This window comes from Shewanella subflava (assembly GCF_025971955.1).
Taxonomy (GTDB): Bacteria; Pseudomonadota; Gammaproteobacteria; order Enterobacterales; family Shewanellaceae; genus Shewanella; species Shewanella subflava.
Genome location: NZ_JAPDMX010000028.1, coordinates 468780 through 487026, shown reverse-complemented (window position 1 = coordinate 487026; position 18247 = coordinate 468780). Strand labels below are relative to the sequence as shown.

13 protein-coding genes are annotated in these 18247 nt (G+C 42.6%); 4 read left to right on the top strand and 9 right to left on the bottom strand.

Annotated features, from left to right (window positions below; translation table 11 throughout):
- Positions 1–284: 284 nt before the first annotated feature.
- The 4 genes from cydX to purL all read right to left on the bottom strand — a co-directional run bounded on the left by cydX (position 285) and on the right by purL (position 8191).
- Positions 285–401 (bottom strand): cytochrome bd-I oxidase subunit CydX, encoded by a 117-nt coding sequence (cydX, locus tag OHT75_RS13865; RefSeq protein WP_188841058.1) that lies wholly within the window; start codon positions 399–401, stop codon positions 285–287.
- Positions 402–416: 15 nt separating this feature from the next.
- A complete protein-coding gene (gene cydB / locus OHT75_RS13860; RefSeq protein WP_264727561.1) occupies positions 417–1556 on the bottom strand; it encodes a cytochrome d ubiquinol oxidase subunit II in 1140 nt (379 codons plus the stop codon).
- A gap of 15 nt (positions 1557–1571) precedes the next feature.
- Positions 1572–3128: a cytochrome ubiquinol oxidase subunit I gene (locus tag OHT75_RS13855; protein ID WP_264727559.1), complete on the bottom strand. Its 1557-nt coding sequence runs from the start codon at positions 3126–3128 to the stop codon at positions 1572–1574.
- A 1181-nt stretch (positions 3129–4309) separates the two neighbouring features.
- Positions 4310–8191, bottom strand: coding sequence for a phosphoribosylformylglycinamidine synthase (gene purL / locus OHT75_RS13850; protein ID WP_264727557.1), 3882 nt, complete (start codon positions 8189–8191; stop codon positions 4310–4312).
- Positions 8192–8618: 427 nt separating this feature from the next.
- On the opposite strand from purL, the gene mltF reads away from it, so the two are divergent.
- Complete coding sequence (gene mltF / locus OHT75_RS13845) at positions 8619–10064, top strand: membrane-bound lytic murein transglycosylase MltF (RefSeq protein WP_264727554.1); 1446 nt, start codon at positions 8619–8621, stop codon at positions 10062–10064.
- A 210-nt stretch (positions 10065–10274) separates the two neighbouring features.
- Here the strand turns inward: mltF and tadA are convergent, their stop codons facing one another.
- From tadA to guaB, 3 genes are all read right to left on the bottom strand, one after another.
- On the bottom strand, positions 10275–10820 hold the full coding sequence (gene tadA / locus OHT75_RS13840; protein WP_264727552.1) for a tRNA adenosine(34) deaminase TadA: 546 nt from the start codon (positions 10818–10820) through the stop codon (positions 10275–10277).
- 99 nt (positions 10821–10919) lie between these two features.
- A complete protein-coding gene (gene guaA, locus OHT75_RS13835) occupies positions 10920–12497 on the bottom strand; it encodes a glutamine-hydrolyzing GMP synthase (RefSeq protein ID WP_264727551.1) in 1578 nt (525 codons plus the stop codon).
- A 97-nt stretch (positions 12498–12594) separates the two neighbouring features.
- Positions 12595–14067, bottom strand: a complete 1473-nt coding sequence (gene guaB, locus OHT75_RS13830; protein ID WP_264727549.1) for an IMP dehydrogenase — start codon at positions 14065–14067, stop codon at positions 12595–12597.
- A gap of 119 nt (positions 14068–14186) precedes the next feature.
- Between guaB and xseA the strand changes: the two genes are divergently transcribed.
- Positions 14187–15512, top strand: a complete 1326-nt coding sequence (gene xseA, locus OHT75_RS13825; protein WP_264727547.1) for an exodeoxyribonuclease VII large subunit — start codon at positions 14187–14189, stop codon at positions 15510–15512.
- 90 nt (positions 15513–15602) lie between these two features.
- Complete coding sequence (locus tag OHT75_RS13820) at positions 15603–15830, top strand: hypothetical protein (RefSeq protein ID WP_264727545.1); 228 nt, start codon at positions 15603–15605, stop codon at positions 15828–15830.
- Between the two features lie 116 nt (positions 15831–15946).
- On the opposite strand, the gene OHT75_RS13815 is transcribed toward OHT75_RS13820, so the two are convergent.
- Positions 15947–16606 carry an OmpA family protein gene (locus tag OHT75_RS13815; RefSeq protein WP_264727544.1) on the bottom strand — a complete coding sequence of 220 codons (660 nt, stop codon included), beginning with the start codon at positions 16604–16606 and terminating at the stop codon, positions 15947–15949.
- A gap of 122 nt (positions 16607–16728) precedes the next feature.
- Complete coding sequence (locus tag OHT75_RS13810) at positions 16729–17643, bottom strand: choice-of-anchor H family protein (RefSeq protein WP_264727542.1); 915 nt, start codon at positions 17641–17643, stop codon at positions 16729–16731.
- 245 nt (positions 17644–17888) lie between these two features.
- Here OHT75_RS13810 and OHT75_RS13805 point away from each other — a divergent pair, with 245 nt between their 5' ends.
- Positions 17889–18245: a PepSY domain-containing protein gene (locus OHT75_RS13805; protein ID WP_264727540.1), complete on the top strand. Its 357-nt coding sequence runs from the start codon at positions 17889–17891 to the stop codon at positions 18243–18245.
- Positions 18246–18247: the final 2 nt, after the last annotated feature.

Below are 18247 nucleotides of genomic sequence, written 5' to 3'. Positions count from 1 at the left end.
CTAATTGGGGTTGATATTTAGGCTCGATGATTAGATTGAATAATAAGGATAATTAAAGACTTAAACCACTGTGATAAATAACCTAATCTCTGGTTAGGGCGTGTTTATCTGTGTTTATTTTTTATGTTGAAAGATAAAATGACATTAGGCAAGGCGGATAATTGATATGTATTTATTACCCCTAACAGAATGGGCTGTAATTATCGTTTCATCAAAACATTTGTTCAAGCCATAAAAAACCCCGCTACATGAACGGGGTTTTATTATTTAACCAACCAAACTAATTAACTTTCACTATTTTCCTGGCGGTCCATGTTTTCAGTATTTTCTAACCACAGGGCATTAATAATGCCGAAAGAGCAAGCCAGTAATACACCTAATATCCACGCAAAATACCACATAGATGATGACTCCTATTAATAAAGTGAGGTTTTATTGTCTTCAATAAAACTGCGATTCAAACGACCATACATCTTGTAGTAAGTCCAAATCGTATAACTTAATACGGTTGGTACAAAGATAATCGCGGCGATGGTCATCACTTTTAGGGTCATTTGACTTGCTGTCGCATCCCACATGGTTAAGCTTACATTTGGCTCAAGCGATGACGGCATAACAAATGGGAACATCGCTGCACCACAAGTTAAAATGACGCCAGCAATGGCTAATGAACTAAATAAGAACGCGAAACCACTACGGTTAAAGCGGCTAGCAAAAATGGCTAACACTGGCATTAATAACCCTAACACAGGGAATAGCATGGTAACGGGGTACTTGTCGTAATTGGCTAGCCAGGCACCCGCTTCAATCGCAACAGTCTTCGTTGTTGGATTAGATGGACCCGCTAAATCCAGTGTTGAAGTAATCACATAGCCGTCAATGCCATTTGCTAACCATACACCTGATGCTGCAAATAATACCACCAACAATCCACCACAAATCTGGGTCATGTTAGCTGCGCGAACACGTAACTCACCTTCAGTCTTCATTTGTAACCAAGCTGCACCTTGCATCATGATCATGCTGACACACACAAGGCCAGTAAGCAGTCCAAATGGATTCAACAACCCAAAGAAACCACCATGGTATTGGGCACGTAAAAACTCATCAAAGTTAAACGGCACGCCTTGCAATAGGTTACCAAACGCGACGCCTATGATAAGTGGTGGCACAAAACCACCGACAAACAGTGCCCAATCCCATGACTTACGCCATTTTGGATCTTCAATTTTCGAACGGTAATCAAAGCCTACTGGACGCAAGAATAAAGCGAACAACACCAGCATCATGGCGACATAAAAGCCTGAGAATGACACGGCATAGACCATAGGCCAAGCGGCGAATAACGCACCACCAGCGGTAATTAACCAAACCTGGTTACCATCCCAATGCGGCGCAATGGTGTTAATCATAATACGGCGCTCAGTGTCATCTTTACCTATGATGGGTAATAACGCACCTACCCCCATATCAAAGCCGTCAGTGATTGCAAAGCCGACAAACAACACACCTATTAATGCCCACCAGATAAATCTTAAAACTTCATAATCAAACATAGTCAGGTCCTCTGATTAAGCATCTTGGTTTTCAAAGTGATAACGACCAGTCTTCATGCTGCTAGGGCCAAGACGGGCATACTTGAACATCAAGAACATCTCAATAACCAGTAATACTGAGTAGAATAAGGTAATTGAAATGATACTGAACCATAAGTCAGACACAGTTAAACTTGATGCTGACATAAAGGTCGGTAAGACTTCTGAAATCGTCCAAGGTTGACGACCGTATTCAGCCACAAACCAACCACACTCAATGGCAATCCAAGGTAATGGTAAGCCGTAAAGTGCCGCTTTAAGCACCCACTTTTTCTCAGCAATTTGATGACGAGTACTTTGCCAAAACGCTGCAGCAAAGATAAACAGCATCAACACGCCTGCGCCAACCATAATACGGAATGACCAGAACATCGGTGCGACATTAGGAATCGAATCTTTCGCAGCAGCTTTAATCTGCGCTTCAGTTGCGTCAACCACATTTTCGGTATAACGCTTCAATAATAAGCCATAGCCTAAATCATGCTTGGTTGCTTCAAAATTATCACGCAGTTCCTGACTGGTATCGCCAGCACGAAGCTGTGTTAAGAATGAATAAGCAATCATACCGTTACGGATACGCACTTCATGCTCATCAATCAAATCGATAATACCGGTCACTTGCTCATCTAAAGAGCGCGTGGCAATGATACCCATTGCATAGGGGATTTTAATCGCGTAGTCAGTTTCCATGGTTTCTTGATTAGGGAAACCTACCGCAGTAAAGGCAGCTGGAGCTGGCTCGGTGTGCCACTCAGCTTCAATGGCGGCTAATTTCACACGTTGAACTTCACCCACTTTATAGCCAGATTCGTCACCCAGTACGATAACCGACAGAATTGACGCCATACCAAAGCTGGCTGCAATCGCAAATGAGCGACGAGCAAAAGGTAAGTCACGACCTTTTAAAATGTAGTATGAACTGATTGCCAGCACGAACATGGCACCTGCTACATAACCCGATGCTACGGTGTGAACAAATTTCACCTGGGCAACAGGGTTAAAAATAACCTCAGCAAAACTGGTCATTTCCATGCGCATGGTTTCATAGTTAAATACTGAACCCACAGGGTTTTGCATCCAACCATTTGCCACCAAAATCCACAACGCCGACATGTTTGACCCCAGCGCAACCAACCAGGTTACCGCTAAATGCTGACGTTTACTGAATCGGTCCCAACCAAAAAAGAACATACCCACTAAGGTTGATTCAAGGAAGAATGCCATTAGGCCTTCAATCGCCAATGGCGCACCAAAAATATCACCTACATAGTGTGAAAAGTATGACCAGTTGGTACCAAACTGGAATTCCATTGCCAAACCGGTGGTCACACCTAAGGCAAAGTTAATTCCGAATAATTTACCCCAAAACTTAGTCATATCCTTATATATCTGCTTATCTGTCATCACATAAAGTGACTCCATGATCGCCAGAATAAAAGCTAGGCCTAACGTGAGGGGAACAAATAGAAAGTGATACATGGCTGTCAGCGCGAACTGCAAACGCGATAGCTCAACTACCTCTTCGATAATCATTGGCGACTCCTTACTTCAGTACAACCAAATGCAAATTAAACAACATACCTGCTGCCAATATAAGTGTTTACTTATTTACATACAACCAAATGGTTTTACATCACTCGTTAACAAAGTGTTAAAACAAAAAGCTGCAACAATAAATAACTCGTGTGATTAAAACATGAAACCCGAACAAAAAAACCGCTCAAGATCTCATTTAAAGCAAAAGTGTGATCTCGCTTTATACAAACTTATTCAAAAATAATTTTAAGCACCAATATCAGTAACTTACATTTCAAATAAATTCAGAATACGAAGATTTTATACCATTGAAAATTGACCCAAATCAATCTAAGTTGCAGCTTTAAGTGGGTTTTGAGTATGTGCGCATAATACCAAGCCTGAGATATTGACAATTACCAAATTCATTGATAGGAACTTTGTCATAAATTTATAACATTTATTACTAATAAAGCGAATTAACCTGTAATGACAACCAAAGCAACAATATCAAAACTTTAACAAATAAAACAACAGATAATCTAACCGAAAATAAATAAACAAAAACAACAAAAACAACATCTTAAATAAAAACAAATAAAAAATAAAATTAAAATACATTAGAAAAACTAATCACAACTATCATTTTTACTAGTTTGAAAGTTTGCATTAGGCTCGGTATCATACACACATTAAGAAAACGAGTAGCATTTATGCCAGGGAGCCGTTGACTTAACCCTAAGGTATCTAACGTTCTTTGATGAACTAAACAATTGAGAGATGTTGCTATGACTAAAGTATTTGAAAATGTTGTCAACTTATACAAACGTGCTTTTGTTGAGATGTACACAGCTAAAGAAGTGAAGTAAGTCACTACCAGTTTATGTTTTGTTAGCGCAAAACAGTCTGCATCGTAATTAAACAATACGATGAATGACACAAAAAAGCCCATTCATGATTGAATGGGCTTTTTTACGTCTGTCTCTGTTGTGTTGTTTAATGATCTTTTACCTGAAACACTAAAGCATATTTAATTCACGCTTAATTCAGATTGAATATTTTTAACTGCTTAACGTGTTTCTGGCCTATTCCAGTTAACCTGTTCAAACACATGTCAGAACCAGACAAACGCCAACGTAAAATTTTTTGATGAAAAAGGCGACTGAGTTGTCGCCTTTTGATCAGGTTAAAATGGTGTGTTAACCAATTTTAACGCGTGCATTACGGAACATACGCATCCATGGGCTATCTTCGCCCCACTCTTCAGGGTGCCATGAGTTAGCAACCGTTCTAAAGACTCGCTCAGGGTGCGGCATCATAATGGTCACACGGCCATCTGTTGTACAAATACCCGTTAAACCATTTGGTGAGCCATTAGGATTTAATGGATACTGCGTCGCAATATCACCGTGACCATCAACATAACGTAGGGCAATCGTGCCAGAAGCTTCTGCTTTTGCTAATGCGTCTGCATTGGCAAACTCGGCTAAACCTTCACCATGGGAAACGGCGATCGGCATGCGCGAACCCACCATTCCTTCAAAAAATACCGAAGGCGTTTGTTGCACTTCAACCAAACTGAAACGCGCTTCAAAACGCTCAGAACGGTTACGCACAAAGTGTGGCCAATGTTCACTTCCAGGAATAATCTCTTTCAGGTTTGACAACATTTGACAACCGTTACAGACCCCTAACGCAATGCTTGAATCACGTTCAAAGAAGCGGCTGAACTCATCGCGGGCACGGTTATTAAATAAGATTGATTTTGCCCAACCTTCACCAGCACCTAATACGTCACCATAAGAGAATCCGCCACAAGCCACTAAGCCTTGGAACTCTTCTAAGCTGATACGGCCAGAAAGAATGTCAGACATATGTACGTCAAGGCTTTCAAAACCTGCTCGGTCAAATGCTGCAGCCATTTCAATATGCGAGTTAACACCTTGCTCACGTAAAATAGCCATTTTAGGTGCTGCGCCTTTTAATATATAAGGTGCGGCAACATCTTCACTTGGGTTAAAGCCTAATTTAACTGTTAAGCCTGGGGCATCAGCTTGTTGCTTGAGCTCAAACTCTTCTTGTGCACATGCTGGGTTATCACGTAGTGATTGCATACGATAAGTGGTTTCAGACCATAGCGTGCGCAGTGCTGTACGGCTATTCTGATAAATAACCCGCTCACCATCAGTGATCTTAATGCTGTCAGCAGCGTGTAAACCACCAATGTTATGACACGTCACGCCTTTAGCTTCAAATTTAGCGGCAATGCTTAGGGCATCCGCTTGGCTAACTTGAATAACAGCACCTAATTCTTCGTTAAATAAACGCTCTAAATCAGTTCCGTTTAATGAAGCCAGATCGATGTTCAATCCGCTATTACCCGCAAAGGCCATTTCAACTAAAGTGGTGAATAAACCACCGTCACTGCGGTCGTGATAAGCAATAACCGATTGGTCTGCAACTAATGTTTGCATCACTTCAAAGAAACCAGCAAGGTTAGCCGTGTTATCTAAAGTAGGAGCAAAATCACCTAACTCGCTGTAAACCTGCGCTAAACAAGATCCACCTAAACGGTTTTGGCCATTGCTTAAGTCCAACATTAATAAGGCGGTATCGCCCTTATCGGTGCGAAGTTCAGGAGTAACCGTTTTACGAATATCTTGCACCACACCAAAAGCGGTGATCACCAGTGACATAGGTGAAGTAACCGTTTTCTGCTTGCCGTTTTCTTCCCATGCCGTTTTCATTGACATTGAATCTTTGCCAACAGGAATAGTCAGACCTAGCTCAGGACATAAATCTTCACCAATTGCTTTAACCGCTTGATAAAGACCCGCATCCTCACCAGGATGACCGGCTGGCGACATCCAGTTTGCAGACAGCTTAATACGCTTAAATGAGCCTATGTCAGTACCCGCAATGTTCATAATAGATTCAGCCACCGCCATACGAGCAGAAGCATCAAAATCAAGTAAGGCTAGCGGCGTACGCTCACCCATTGACATGGCTTCACCGCAATAGCTGTCGTAACTTGATGCTGTCACCGCACAGTCAGCAACAGGAACCTGCCAAGGACCGACTAATTGATCGCGATTCACTAAGCCTGTTACAGAACGGTCACCAATGGTGATTAAGAACGTTTTATCCGCAACCGTAGGTAGCGTAAGAATACGCTTAACCGCCTCTGCTAAATCAATTTTAGATTGATCTAACGCTGGTGATACCGCTTTGGCCGAAACAACATCACGGCTCATTTTAGGCGCTTTACCCAATAATACTTCAAGCGGTAAATCGATTGGCTTGTTGTTAAAGTGGCTGTCGGCAAGTGTTAGGTGCATTTCTTCAGTTGCTTCACCCACAACGGCAAAAGGCGCACGTTCACGGGCACAAATATCAGCAAATTGTTGTAGGTTTTCTGGCGCGACTGACAACACATAACGTTCTTGTGACTCGTTACACCAAATTTCAAGCGGGCTCATGCCAGGTTCATCTGAAGGCACGTTACGTAAATTGAATACACCACCGCGGTCGCCATCATTGACTAACTCTGGGAACGCATTCGATAATCCGCCCGCGCCGACGTCGTGAATAAACTGGATTGGGTTGGCTGCACCTAACTGCCAGCAACGGTCGATGACTTCCTGACAACGGCGTTCCATTTCTGGGTTTTCACGTTGTACAGAGGCAAAATCGAGATCTTCGCTAGACTGACCCGATGCCATAGACGATGCCGCACCACCACCTAAACCAATGTTCATTGCAGGGCCACCAAGCACAATCAGTTTAGCGCCAACGGTAATTTCACCTTTCTGCACATGTTCATCACGAATGTTACCTAAACCACCGGCAATCATAATCGGCTTGTGATAACCACGAACTTCAACACCGTTGTGGCTAGACACCTGTTGCTCATAGGTACGGAAATACCCTGTTAACGCAGGGCGACCAAATTCGTTGTTGAATGCAGCGCCACCTAATGGGCCTTCTAACATAATTTCTAACGGCGTAACGATACGATCTGGCTTACCGTAATCCCCTTCCCATGGTTGCACAAAACCCGGGATCTTTAAGTTCGACACAGTAAAGCCTGTTAAACCCGCTTTAGGTTTTGAACCACGTCCCGTGGCACCTTCATCACGAATTTCACCACCAGAACCAGTAGCTGCGCCAGGATATGGACTAATCGCTGTTGGGTGATTGTGGGTTTCCACTTTCATCAACACGTGCATAGGCTCAGTGTGATAATTGTAAACACCATCAGGATCTGGGAAGAAGCGGCCAGCAACCGGCCCCGTCATGACCGCCGCGTTATCTTTATAGGCTGATAACACGTTATCTGGGGTCACTTCAAAGGTATTTTTAATCATTTTGAACAATGATTTAGGCTGGACTTCGCCATCAATTGTCCAATCAGCATTAAAAATCTTATGGCGACAATGTTCAGAGTTAGCCTGAGCAAACATCATCAATTCGATGTCATTTGGGTTACGCTTTAAACGAACAAAGTTTTCAACTAAATAATCGATTTCGTCTTCAGCTAGTGCAAGCCCTAATTTTACGTTAGCCACTTCAAGAGCACGGCGACCTTCAGCAAGAATGTTCACACTGGTAAATTTGGCAGGTTCGGTGCGTTTAAATAACACTTCTGCACCCGCAAAATCACTTAACACCACTTCCATCATGCGGTCATGTAATAAACCTAATAACTGCTGGTGTTGTTCAGTTGAAAGCTCAGCAGATTCCACATAATAAGCAATACCGCGTTCTAAACGCTTTACTTTGCCTAAGCCGCAATTACGCGCGATGTCTGTGGCTTTAGAAGACCAAGGTGAAATGGTTCCAGGACGTGGGGTGATAAAAACTAACTGTCCTTGCGGGGCGTGGGACTCAATGGCTGGGCCATAGGTCAAGATCCGTTCAAGCTGAACACGCTCATTATCATCTAGTTGTTCAGTTAAATCTGCTAAATGCATATATTCAGCGTAGATACTTTTCACAGGAAGATCTGCGCTGTCGCAGGCCTCCATGAGTTTTTGAACTCTAAATGCAGAAAGTGCAGGGGCTCCGCGAATGATTTCCATCACGTCTATTCACCTTATAAATTATATAGGAGGGTCAGAATTGGCGCTATTATAGGGAATTGCACCGTACAAATCACCTGCCATACAGTTTGAAAACAGTGTTTCCTTTTAGGCAAAATATCGCCTGTGGTTTCCGCTATTTTATCGCCAGTTAAAAGATGAAATTGATGTTTTTTGAAATCCAAAGGTGATTATGATGACCGTTAAAATGGGCGCCTAATATCGAGGATAAAACAACAAAACAGTCAGTTATTGATAGTTGAGTTGCTCACTATTTAACCGTCACTATGCGATTTCAATAACACCTGTTAAAATAGGTCCGATAACAAGCCCTACAGCTCAGCTATTTGTTCTTTCTTACTTAGCTTTATAACAGCAATTCATTTCGATTCTTAACGTTATTCTAGAAAGTAATTGATTAATAATTATGATAAAAAAATTATTTGTCATTTTGTTTGCGGTTACACTGATCGCTTGTCAGCCAGTTGAAACACCACAATCAGAAGACATTATATCTCCAGTGTCTGAACGTACCGAACTTCGCGTCGGCACGCTTTATGGGCCGCAAATTTATCTTAACTCTGAAGAGTTAGGAGAGTCTGGCTTTGACTTTGAAATGGCCAATAAATTTGCTGATTACCTAGGGTTACCATTACAAATGGTCCCTTTCACTAACCGCAAACAACTGTTTCAAGCCCTTAAAGACGGTAAAATTGACATCATTGCCGCTGGAATAGCCAAAACCCCCAACCGTTCTCAACAATTTAAACTGGGTCCTACCATGTACAAAGTAAACCAGGTGTTGGTTTACAAGGAAGGCACACCTGAGCCAAAAGATATCGCGACTTTACCAGGTGAAATTACCGTTGCCTCGCATTCTTCATCGGTTCATACATTGACTCAGTTACAAAAAAACCATCCAGATCTGGCTTGGAATCAGGTTAACGATCAAGATTATGATGATTTGTTTGCATTAGTGGCTAATGGTGACATCAATTACACTATTTCAGACTCTAACAGCCTGTTGATAAACCAGCGTTTTTTACCTGAATTGCGCGCGGGGATGATTTTAGAAGAGAAACTAGAAGTCGTTTGGCTTTTACCTGCAGACGAAAGCGATCGTTTAATGAGCAAGCTGCTCGCATTTTGGCACAAAGAAAAACGTGCTGGCACCTTAGAACATTTAAATGAAAAATACTTTGGCCATGTAAAACGCTTTGATTACGTCGACACCCGTGCCTTTATTCGCGCAATTGATAATGTGTTACCCGAGTATCGGTCCATGTTCGAGCAATACGCAGGGGATTTTGATTGGCGCAAACTTGCCGCCACCAGCTATCAGGAATCACATTGGAATCCATCAGCTCGCTCACCCACGGGGGTAAGAGGTATGATGATGCTAACACGCCCTACGGCTGAATATGTTGGCGTAAATGATCGCCTTGATGCAGAGCAAAGTATTCGTGGAGGTGCGATTTACCTTAAAGACATGATTGATCGTTTGCCAGAGTCGATCCCTGATAGCGAGCGTATTTGGTTTGCATTAGCCTCTTATAATATTGGTTTAGGTCACGTTGAAGACGCACGCAAGCTGACCCAATCCATGGGAATGGATCCCAGTGCGTGGCGAGATGTAAAAAAGGTATTGCCTTTACTTCAACAATCTAAATATTATAAACAAACACGTTATGGCTATGCTCGAGGCAGTGAAGCTGTGCATTATGTTGACAGTATCCGTCGTTACTACGACACACTTGTGTGGGTTGATAACCAATCTAAACAAATGGAAACACTGACTCCCGGAAATGGCTCTGAAGCCGTGGCGGAAGTGAATCGTAATCTAACAAATAGCACGCAGAGTCCTAAAGGCTAATCCTTAGCTTTTAGCGCATGGTTAAGAGTATGGAGTATTTATGAGAAGACGTTTAATAAGCAATATAAGCTCTCGCAGACGCGTGATGTTAAAACTGCAAAAAAGACGTATCAAAAACAGGCAACACTCTTTCTTTTCTTTTCAAACAACGGATGCTTAGGCATCCGTTTTTTTATCTGTCATTTACCGCCTATCGACATGATGTGCGCGTTATTTTAATTCAGCACTCTCTGCCCTTGCCTGTTTTAAAGCTTTGATTTCCTGACGGCGGCGTTTAAAAAAAGCACTTAATTGCATACTGCATTCATCAGCCAACACGCCAGATGTAACTGCTAACTGATGGTTAAACTGGGCATGTTGTAATAAATTAATCACACTTCCCGCCGCACCCGTTTTTAAATCATCGGCACCATACACCACTCGCTTAATACGGCTATGTACAATAGCACCTGCACACATGGCACAAGGTTCTAAAGTGACATATAAGGTGGTGTCGATCATGCGGTAATTCTCTAAAACCTGCCCCGCTTGGCGAATACATTCCATTTCAGCATGGGCGGTTGGATCATGATTGAGAATACTTAAGTTAAAGCCACTTGCGATCATCACATCATCTTTCACCAATACAGCGCCCACTGGCACCTCACCTTTCAGTTCGGCCAGCTCTGCCAATTGCATAGCAACGGCCATCCACTTTTGATCGATTGCTTGCTGCGCTATATCAAGGGGGTCTATCGCATGTTCGCTTTGAGTCACTTATCTAACCTAACAAAATCAATAATGCTGATATTCTAACAAATAAAAAAGACGCCGAAGCGTCTTTTTTAACAGAGTATCAGCTGACACTGAATGAAATTATTCCCATTCAATCGTTGCAGGTGGCTTACCTGAAATATCGTAAACCACACGTGATATACCATCCACTTCATTGATAATACGATTAGAAACACGACCTAAGAAATCATAAGGTAAGTGTGCCCAATGTGCGGTCATAAAGTCGATAGTTTCGACTGCACGCAGTGATACCACCCAATCGTATTTACGGCCATCACCCATTACACCTACTGAGCGTACAGGTAAAAACACGGTAAATGCTTGGCTAACTTTGTTATACAAATCGGCTTTGTGCAATTCTTCAATGAAGATAGCATCCGCACGGCGCAGTAAATCACAATATTCTTTCTTCACCTCACCAAGCACTCGCACCCCAAGACCTGGGCCTGGGAACGGGTGACGATAAAGCATGTTGTAGGGTAGGCCCAATTCTAAACCAATTTTACGTACTTCATCTTTAAATAATTCACGTAATGGCTCAACTAAACCTAACTCCATGTCATCAGGTAATCCGCCCACATTGTGATGCGACTTAATTACATGCGCTTTGCCTGTTGCGCTGCCCGCTGATTCAATCACATCAGGGTAAATAGTGCCCTGTGCTAACCATTTTGCATTGGCACATTTTTTCGACTCTTCATCAAAAATTTCAACAAACACGCGACCAATGATTTTACGCTTAGCTTCAGGATCAGCCACACCAGCCATTGCATCTAAGAAGCGGTTTTCAGCATCAACATGAATGATATTGAGTCCGAAGTGATCGCCAAACATTTCCATCACTTGGTTAGCTTCGTTTAAACGTAATAAACCGTTATCCACAAATACACAGGTCAACTTGCTGCCAATTGCGCGATGTAACAACATAGCTACTACTGATGAGTCAACACCGCCAGATAAGCCTAAGATAACTTCGTCATCACCAATTTGCTTTTTCAAACGCTCAATCGCATCTTCAATAATTGAAGATGGTTTCCAGTTTGCAGGGCAACCACATATTTCAAGCGCAAAATGCTCAAGCATACGCTTACCTTGACGGGTATGGGTCACTTCAGGGTGGAATTGTACGCCGTAGAATTGTTTGTCTTCATTTGCCATGGCCGCATAAGGACAGGTATCCGTTTTTGCAACGGCAACAAAGCCTTCAGGAATAGCAGACACTTTATCACCATGACTCATCCACACATCAAGTAATGGTTTGCCTTCAGCGCTAACGGCATCTTCAATGCTTTTGAATAACGCTGAGGTGGTTTGTAATTCAATTTGGGCGTATCCAAATTCACCTTCACCCACACCTTGAATCACTTTACCGCCAAGTTGCTCTGACATAGTTTGCATGCCATAACAAATACCTAAAACAGGTACACCCGCGTTAAACACATATTCAGGGGCTCGAGGAGAATTGTCAGCGGTGACGCTTTCTGGGCCACCGGCTAAAATAATACCATTTGGGGCAAAGCCGCGAATTTGTTCTTCGGTGACATCCCATGCCCAAAGTTCACAATAAACGCCAATTTCGCGAATACGGCGGGCAATAAGTTGGGTGTACTGAGAACCAAAATCAAGGATCAGTATCTTATGCTCATGGATATTACTCATGGAGTACCTTCAAATAATGATTAATGCACTAACTTAAACCGTGTGTTTAAGTCATTAAATAGATAAACAAGAGCGGCTTACGCCGCCCTTATTCACACTAAGAACCTGAACGGTAGTTCGGCGCTTCTTTGGTAATTGTCACGTCATGAACGTGTGACTCACCCATACCTGCAGAGGTTACTTTTACAAATTGGGCTTTTTCATTAAGATCTTTAATGGTCGCACAACCTGTTAAGCCCATACATGAACGTAAACCGCCCATGTGCTGATGGATAATTTCTTTTAATTTACCTTTATATGGCACGCGACCTTCAATACCTTCTGGTACTAATTTGTCAGCGGCGTTGTCACTTTGGAAGTAACGATCTGATGAGCCTTGAGTTTGCCCCATTGCCCCTAGCGATCCCATACCACGGTATGATTTATAAGCACGACCTTTATACAGTTCGGTTTCACCTGGCGCTTCATCAGTACCAGCAAACATTGAACCGGCCATGATGCAAGATGCACCAGCAGCTAATGCTTTTGCTAAGTCACCAGAAAAACGCACCCCACCATCGGCGATGACTGGAATACCCAATGCTTTCACAGCTTCTGCGGCATCTGATACTGCAGTAATTTGCGGCACACCGACACCAGTAACAATACGTGTAGTACAAATTGAACCAGGGCCAATACCCACTTTAACGGCATTCACACCCGCTTCAACTAACGCTAATGCGCCACTTGCTGTAGCTACGTTGCCACCAACAATTTGTAAATCAGGGTATTTTGCACGGGTATCGCGGATACGTTGTAATACCCCTTCAGAATGGCCATGCGATGAGTCAATCAATAACACGTCAACACCGGCTTTCACTAAGGCATCAACACGCTCTTCATTACCAGGACCTGCGCCCACGGCAGCACCAACGCGTAAACGACCTAATTCATCTTTACAGGCATTGGGTTTACGTTCTGCTTTTTCGAAGTCTTTTACTGTGATTAAGCCTTTTAGCTTGAAGTTATCGTCAACCACTAACACTTTTTCAATACGGTGTGAGTGCATCAGTTTTTGCACTTCATCTAACTTAGTGCCTTCAGCAACAGTCACTAGACGCTCTTTTGGCGTCATCATGTGCGATACGTTTTTGCTCCAATCGGTAACAAAACGCACGTCACGGCCAGTAATAATACCAACAAGTTCATGGGCATCATTGACCACTGGGTAGCCAGCAAAACCGTTTTTCTCGGTTAATATACGTAAATCGGTCAGGCTAGTAGATGGGGTAACAGTGACTGGATCTTGAACAATACCCGCTTCATAACTTTTAACTTTACGAACTTCTTCGGCTTGTTGCTCAATGCTCATATTTTTGTGAACAAAACCTAAACCACCTTCTTGTGCGATAGCAATAGCAAGACGTGACTCTGTCACTGTGTCCATTGCAGCTGACACTAGCGGAATATTAAGTTCGATTTTATTCGTTAAACGCGTTTTGAGAACCGCGGTATTAGGGAGTACGGTCGAGTGGGCAGGAACCAACAACACATCATCAAAGGTTAGTGCATCTTTCAGTAAACGTAGCATGGCAACATCTCCCTATTTAAGTAGGATTTGAGGTGAAATATTGCGGCGGGATTATACCTTGCATATTGGGGTTGGTAAATGGAAAATAGGTTTTTATTACCTTTAGAATAAGAAAAGACATGAGTGCCACAAAAGACAATGTTTATACCGTGTCCAAATTAAACGGTGAAGTAAGGCAAATTCTGGAAGGTCAATTGGGTAAGATATGGCTGAATGCCGAAATATCCAATTTTTCTTCGCCTTCTTCTGGCCATTGGTATCTCACCCTTAAAGATAACTTTTCCCAAATTCGTTGCGCCATGTTTAAAGGCCGCAATCAGTCTGTGCGCTTTCGTCCGGTAAATGGTCAACAAGTATTAGTCAAAGGTGCAATTAGCGTATATGAACCCCGCGGCGATTATCAATTACTCATCGAGTCTATGCTGCCCGCTGGTGACGGGTTATTAGCCCAAGAATACGAAGCCCTAAAAATGAAATTGGCGGCAGAAGGATTATTTGCCGCAGAAACTAAACGTCCACTTCCGGATAATATTCAGCGTATTGGCGTGATCACCTCAGCAACAGGCGCAGCGCTTCGAGATGTATTACATGTATTAGCAAGGCGCGATCCCTCTATTGAGGTAATAGTTTACCCCACGCAAGTGCAAGGTGGAGCGGCTAGCCAGTTAATTTGTAATGCGATTCAACAAGCCAATCGACGCCTTGAGGTTGACGTGTTGCTATTAACCCGTGGTGGTGGTTCGTTAGAAGACCTATGGTGCTTTAATAATGAATTACTTGCCCATGCCATTTATAACAGTGCCATTCCCATTGTCAGCGCGGTAGGACATGAAATTGACACCACTATCAGTGATTACGTTGCCGATGTACGGGCACCAACGCCTTCTGCTGGGGCAGAGTTATTATCTAAAGACAAAGGCAATAAAACTGAAAAGTTAGCGTTAATGCTATCCCGATTACAGCAAAGTATTCGTCACTATCAGTTACATCACACTAGCCGCTTGGTGAGTTTGCATCATCAATTACAACGCCACGATCCCGCTAGGCGCTTACAGCAATTTGAACAACGCTTTGATGAAATGCAGATGCGTTTACACAATGCACTACAACAGCGTATAAATCGTGCTGCGATGCAGCAACAGCAATTACATAATCGATTACAGCAATGCTCTCCGGTAAATAGCTTAAAAGTCGAAAGTAATCGATTGGCGTTTTTAGCAACACGATTTGACGATGCCAGTAAAAGTTACTTTCGCCAAGCAGAGTTACGCTTACAACATGCTGTGCATCAACTGGAAACCGTCAGTCCTTTATCAACGTTAACGAGGGGGTATTCGATTACCAAACTGAATGATAGCGTTGTTACAGATTCTTCAAAAGTAAGCAAGGGCGATGTGCTAACAACCCAATTGAAGCAAGGAAGTGTGCAATCAACCGTCATTTAATGCAGCAGCGCTTCAATTAATGACTTTGCTTTAAAATGGTAAACAACGGTATATTAGTGAAAACACGTTATTAGAGAGGGATTTCTATCAATGAGCATCAATGCAACCTTGCTTGGCCAACTGTTTATTGTGTGGCTGGTTATCTCAACAATCATCATTGCCATACTGGCAAAACGTAAAACAAAAACACCGATAATGGTGACGTTGATTGGTTTTATCGCCAGTTTTATTCCCTTTGTGAGTATCGGTATGATGATCATGTTGGCACTTAAAAATGATATTAATACCACCGAAAACAAAATCGCAACCGGTGTTTAAGTTGATTTATTAGTGATTGTTTTCACAGGTACAGATGATAGTCGCTAGATGTTATTGCCCCTTGTACAGCAAAAAGCCACCTTGCGGTGGCTTGATTGTTGTTGAATGACAGAAAGTTAACCGATTGGTGTCAGCATAATTTCAACACGGCGGTTTTGCGCCCTGCCCGCCGCATCAGCATTTGATGCTATCGGCTGGCTTTTACCCATTCCCGTTGAAGAAACACGACCACCGCTGATCTTCTGGCTAGTGATGTACTGCGCCACTTCGCTGGCACGAACCTGAGATAAACGTAGGTTATAAGCATCTGAACCTGAACTGTCAGTATAGCCAATCACATTAAGACGGGTTTTATCATACTCTTTGGCCACCAGCACAACACTGTCTAAAACTGATTTAGCACGTTGACTCAGTACCGTTTGATCCACATCGAAGGTCACATCATTAGGCATATTCAAAATGATATTGTCGCCATTACGGGTCACGCTAACCCCCGTTGACTTTAATTGCTGACGCAATTTAGATTCTTGCACATCCATGTAATAACCAATACCACCACCCAAAGCTGCGCCCGATGCTGCGCCAATTAATGCACCTTTACCGCGATCTTTTTTGCTGGATGAGGCAACGCCAATCGCAGCGCCACCAATGGCACCAATAATAGCGCCATTTGTGGCTTTGCTGTTTTCTGCTTCGCCAGTATATGGATTTGGTAACTGACAACCTGATAACAGTATCGCCCCAGAGACGAATAGCACTTTATATTTGTTTTGCATGATGTTAACACTCACTTATACACTACTTTTAATTACACACTTGTTTCTCACCGCCATGTTTGATGACATTCAAGTGACAACAATAATTGGTGATGATTGTATCGATAACTTACGCTTTTGGACTAATGTATTTTCTGCATCACGCCCCGTCTGCTGAATAAGCCAGCAATCAGAAGAATTAATGCCCACCATGACAAACTTCCCCCTTCTACGATAACCACTTCTTCAATAATTTCTTGCTCATACACCACATCACGATCTTGACTTTCCAGCGCTAAAGCATATAAACCATCGGCTTCATCGGCACTTAATGTCGCCACCACTTCGGGGTAACCATATTCATATAAGTCGATAAGCACATCGTAAAAATCGGTTTGATAGCCTTGGCTCAACGTGGTTAGCACCTCAAAGTCATCGTCTTCTGATTGACCATAAATGGTGAAAACATCCGTTGTATAATAATGTTCCCACGGGCCGCCGTTTCGGCTTAGATACATTTCAGCATAAACGTTTGCCGGCTCATTTAAGGTGTAACCATAAACATCGGCATCAAATGCCACACTGAAGGTGTGATAAAATCCATCCTGATCAAGGTCATCAAATAAACGGCTATAAGCTTGAAAAATAGCAAAATCACGGTAACCGAAGCCACTTTGCTGAGCCTGTTGCACTTGAACACGGTTGATATTGACCTTGGTATCTAAGGTGCTTTGTTGCATGTTCATTGAAGATAAATCAGGTGATGTCAGCTGACCTTGTTGGTAAGCAGCAATGCGCTCATCACGCAAAACAAATACGTTTTTTGAACTAACGTGCTGTTGAGCATGTAATTTAAGCTTTTCAATTTGCTTGTGTTTATCTTCATTGCTAAAACCGTCTAATTGCCCCTTTATCATACGACCTTCACTCACAGCCTTTAGGGGAGTTAAAACCTCTTGGGCTGTAACTAAGGGAGAGACGGTTAATCCAACCATCATCAAGGTGGCAAAAGCGGTTTGTTTTGTTTGACTTAATAACGACACATTATGCGATTTCATAATCATTCCTTAATGGCTCTTCGCTTAAGCGCATTAGAAACCATTCAAAATGAATCCAAGCTGAACATGAAAATATATTTCATTCAGATTCTATTCATTTTGATTAGAAGATAATCATCACAGTTGCGTGTTAAGTGTTTATAAAGTGGAGAGGATCTTTTACACTGATGACTGATTTTGCCGAATATTACTCACACAGGTTGTGATAACTACGCTGTGAACATTTGAGTTGAATGGAAGAACACATGAATCTGGTTTCATTAAAAAGCGCCATATTATCAGCTTCACTGATTTGCAGTGCGTTTTACTTCATCTCGCCCAGCATGGCACAAATGTCACCTGTGGCGGCAAGCATTGCCGTATTTCCATTTAATAGTCTGCAACAACCTGGCCCGCAAAAAAACAAACAGCAAAATCTGATCATAAAAAGCGCACAACAAGCCTCAAGCCGTGCCCAAAGCCAATTTGGCGGTAAAGTATTACGGGTGCAATCCAGCCAGATCAATGGTAATCCTGGTTACCGAGTAAAGTTATTGAGTCATGATGGGGTAGTTTTTTATGCCAGCGTCAATGCGGTAACCGGTGCTGTCTCAAGGAACTAACC

Coding starts and splice junctions, on each gene's coding strand:
- guaB (WP_264727549.1), bottom strand. CDS start 14,067: ATGCTACGTTTACTGAAAGATGCACTAACCTTTGATGATGTGTTGTTG.
- mltF (WP_264727554.1), top strand. CDS start 8,619: ATGATAAAAAAATTATTTGTCATTTTGTTTGCGGTTACACTGATCGCT.
- OHT75_RS13805 (WP_264727540.1), top strand. CDS start 17,889: ATGAATCTGGTTTCATTAAAAAGCGCCATATTATCAGCTTCACTGATT.
- OHT75_RS13855 (WP_264727559.1), bottom strand. CDS start 3,128: ATGATTATCGAAGAGGTAGTTGAGCTATCGCGTTTGCAGTTCGCGCTG.
- cydX (WP_188841058.1), bottom strand. CDS start 401: ATGTGGTATTTTGCGTGGATATTAGGTGTATTACTGGCTTGCTCTTTC.
- xseA (WP_264727547.1), top strand. CDS start 14,187: ATGAGTGCCACAAAAGACAATGTTTATACCGTGTCCAAATTAAACGGT.
- guaA (WP_264727551.1), bottom strand. CDS start 12,497: ATGAGTAATATCCATGAGCATAAGATACTGATCCTTGATTTTGGTTCT.
- purL (WP_264727557.1), bottom strand. CDS start 8,191: ATGGAAATCATTCGCGGAGCCCCTGCACTTTCTGCATTTAGAGTTCAA.
- OHT75_RS13820 (WP_264727545.1), top strand. CDS start 15,603: ATGAGCATCAATGCAACCTTGCTTGGCCAACTGTTTATTGTGTGGCTG.
- cydB (WP_264727561.1), bottom strand. CDS start 1,556: ATGTTTGATTATGAAGTTTTAAGATTTATCTGGTGGGCATTAATAGGT.
- OHT75_RS13815 (WP_264727544.1), bottom strand. CDS start 16,606: ATGCAAAACAAATATAAAGTGCTATTCGTCTCTGGGGCGATACTGTTA.
- OHT75_RS13810 (WP_264727542.1), bottom strand. CDS start 17,643: ATGAAATCGCATAATGTGTCGTTATTAAGTCAAACAAAACAAACCGCT.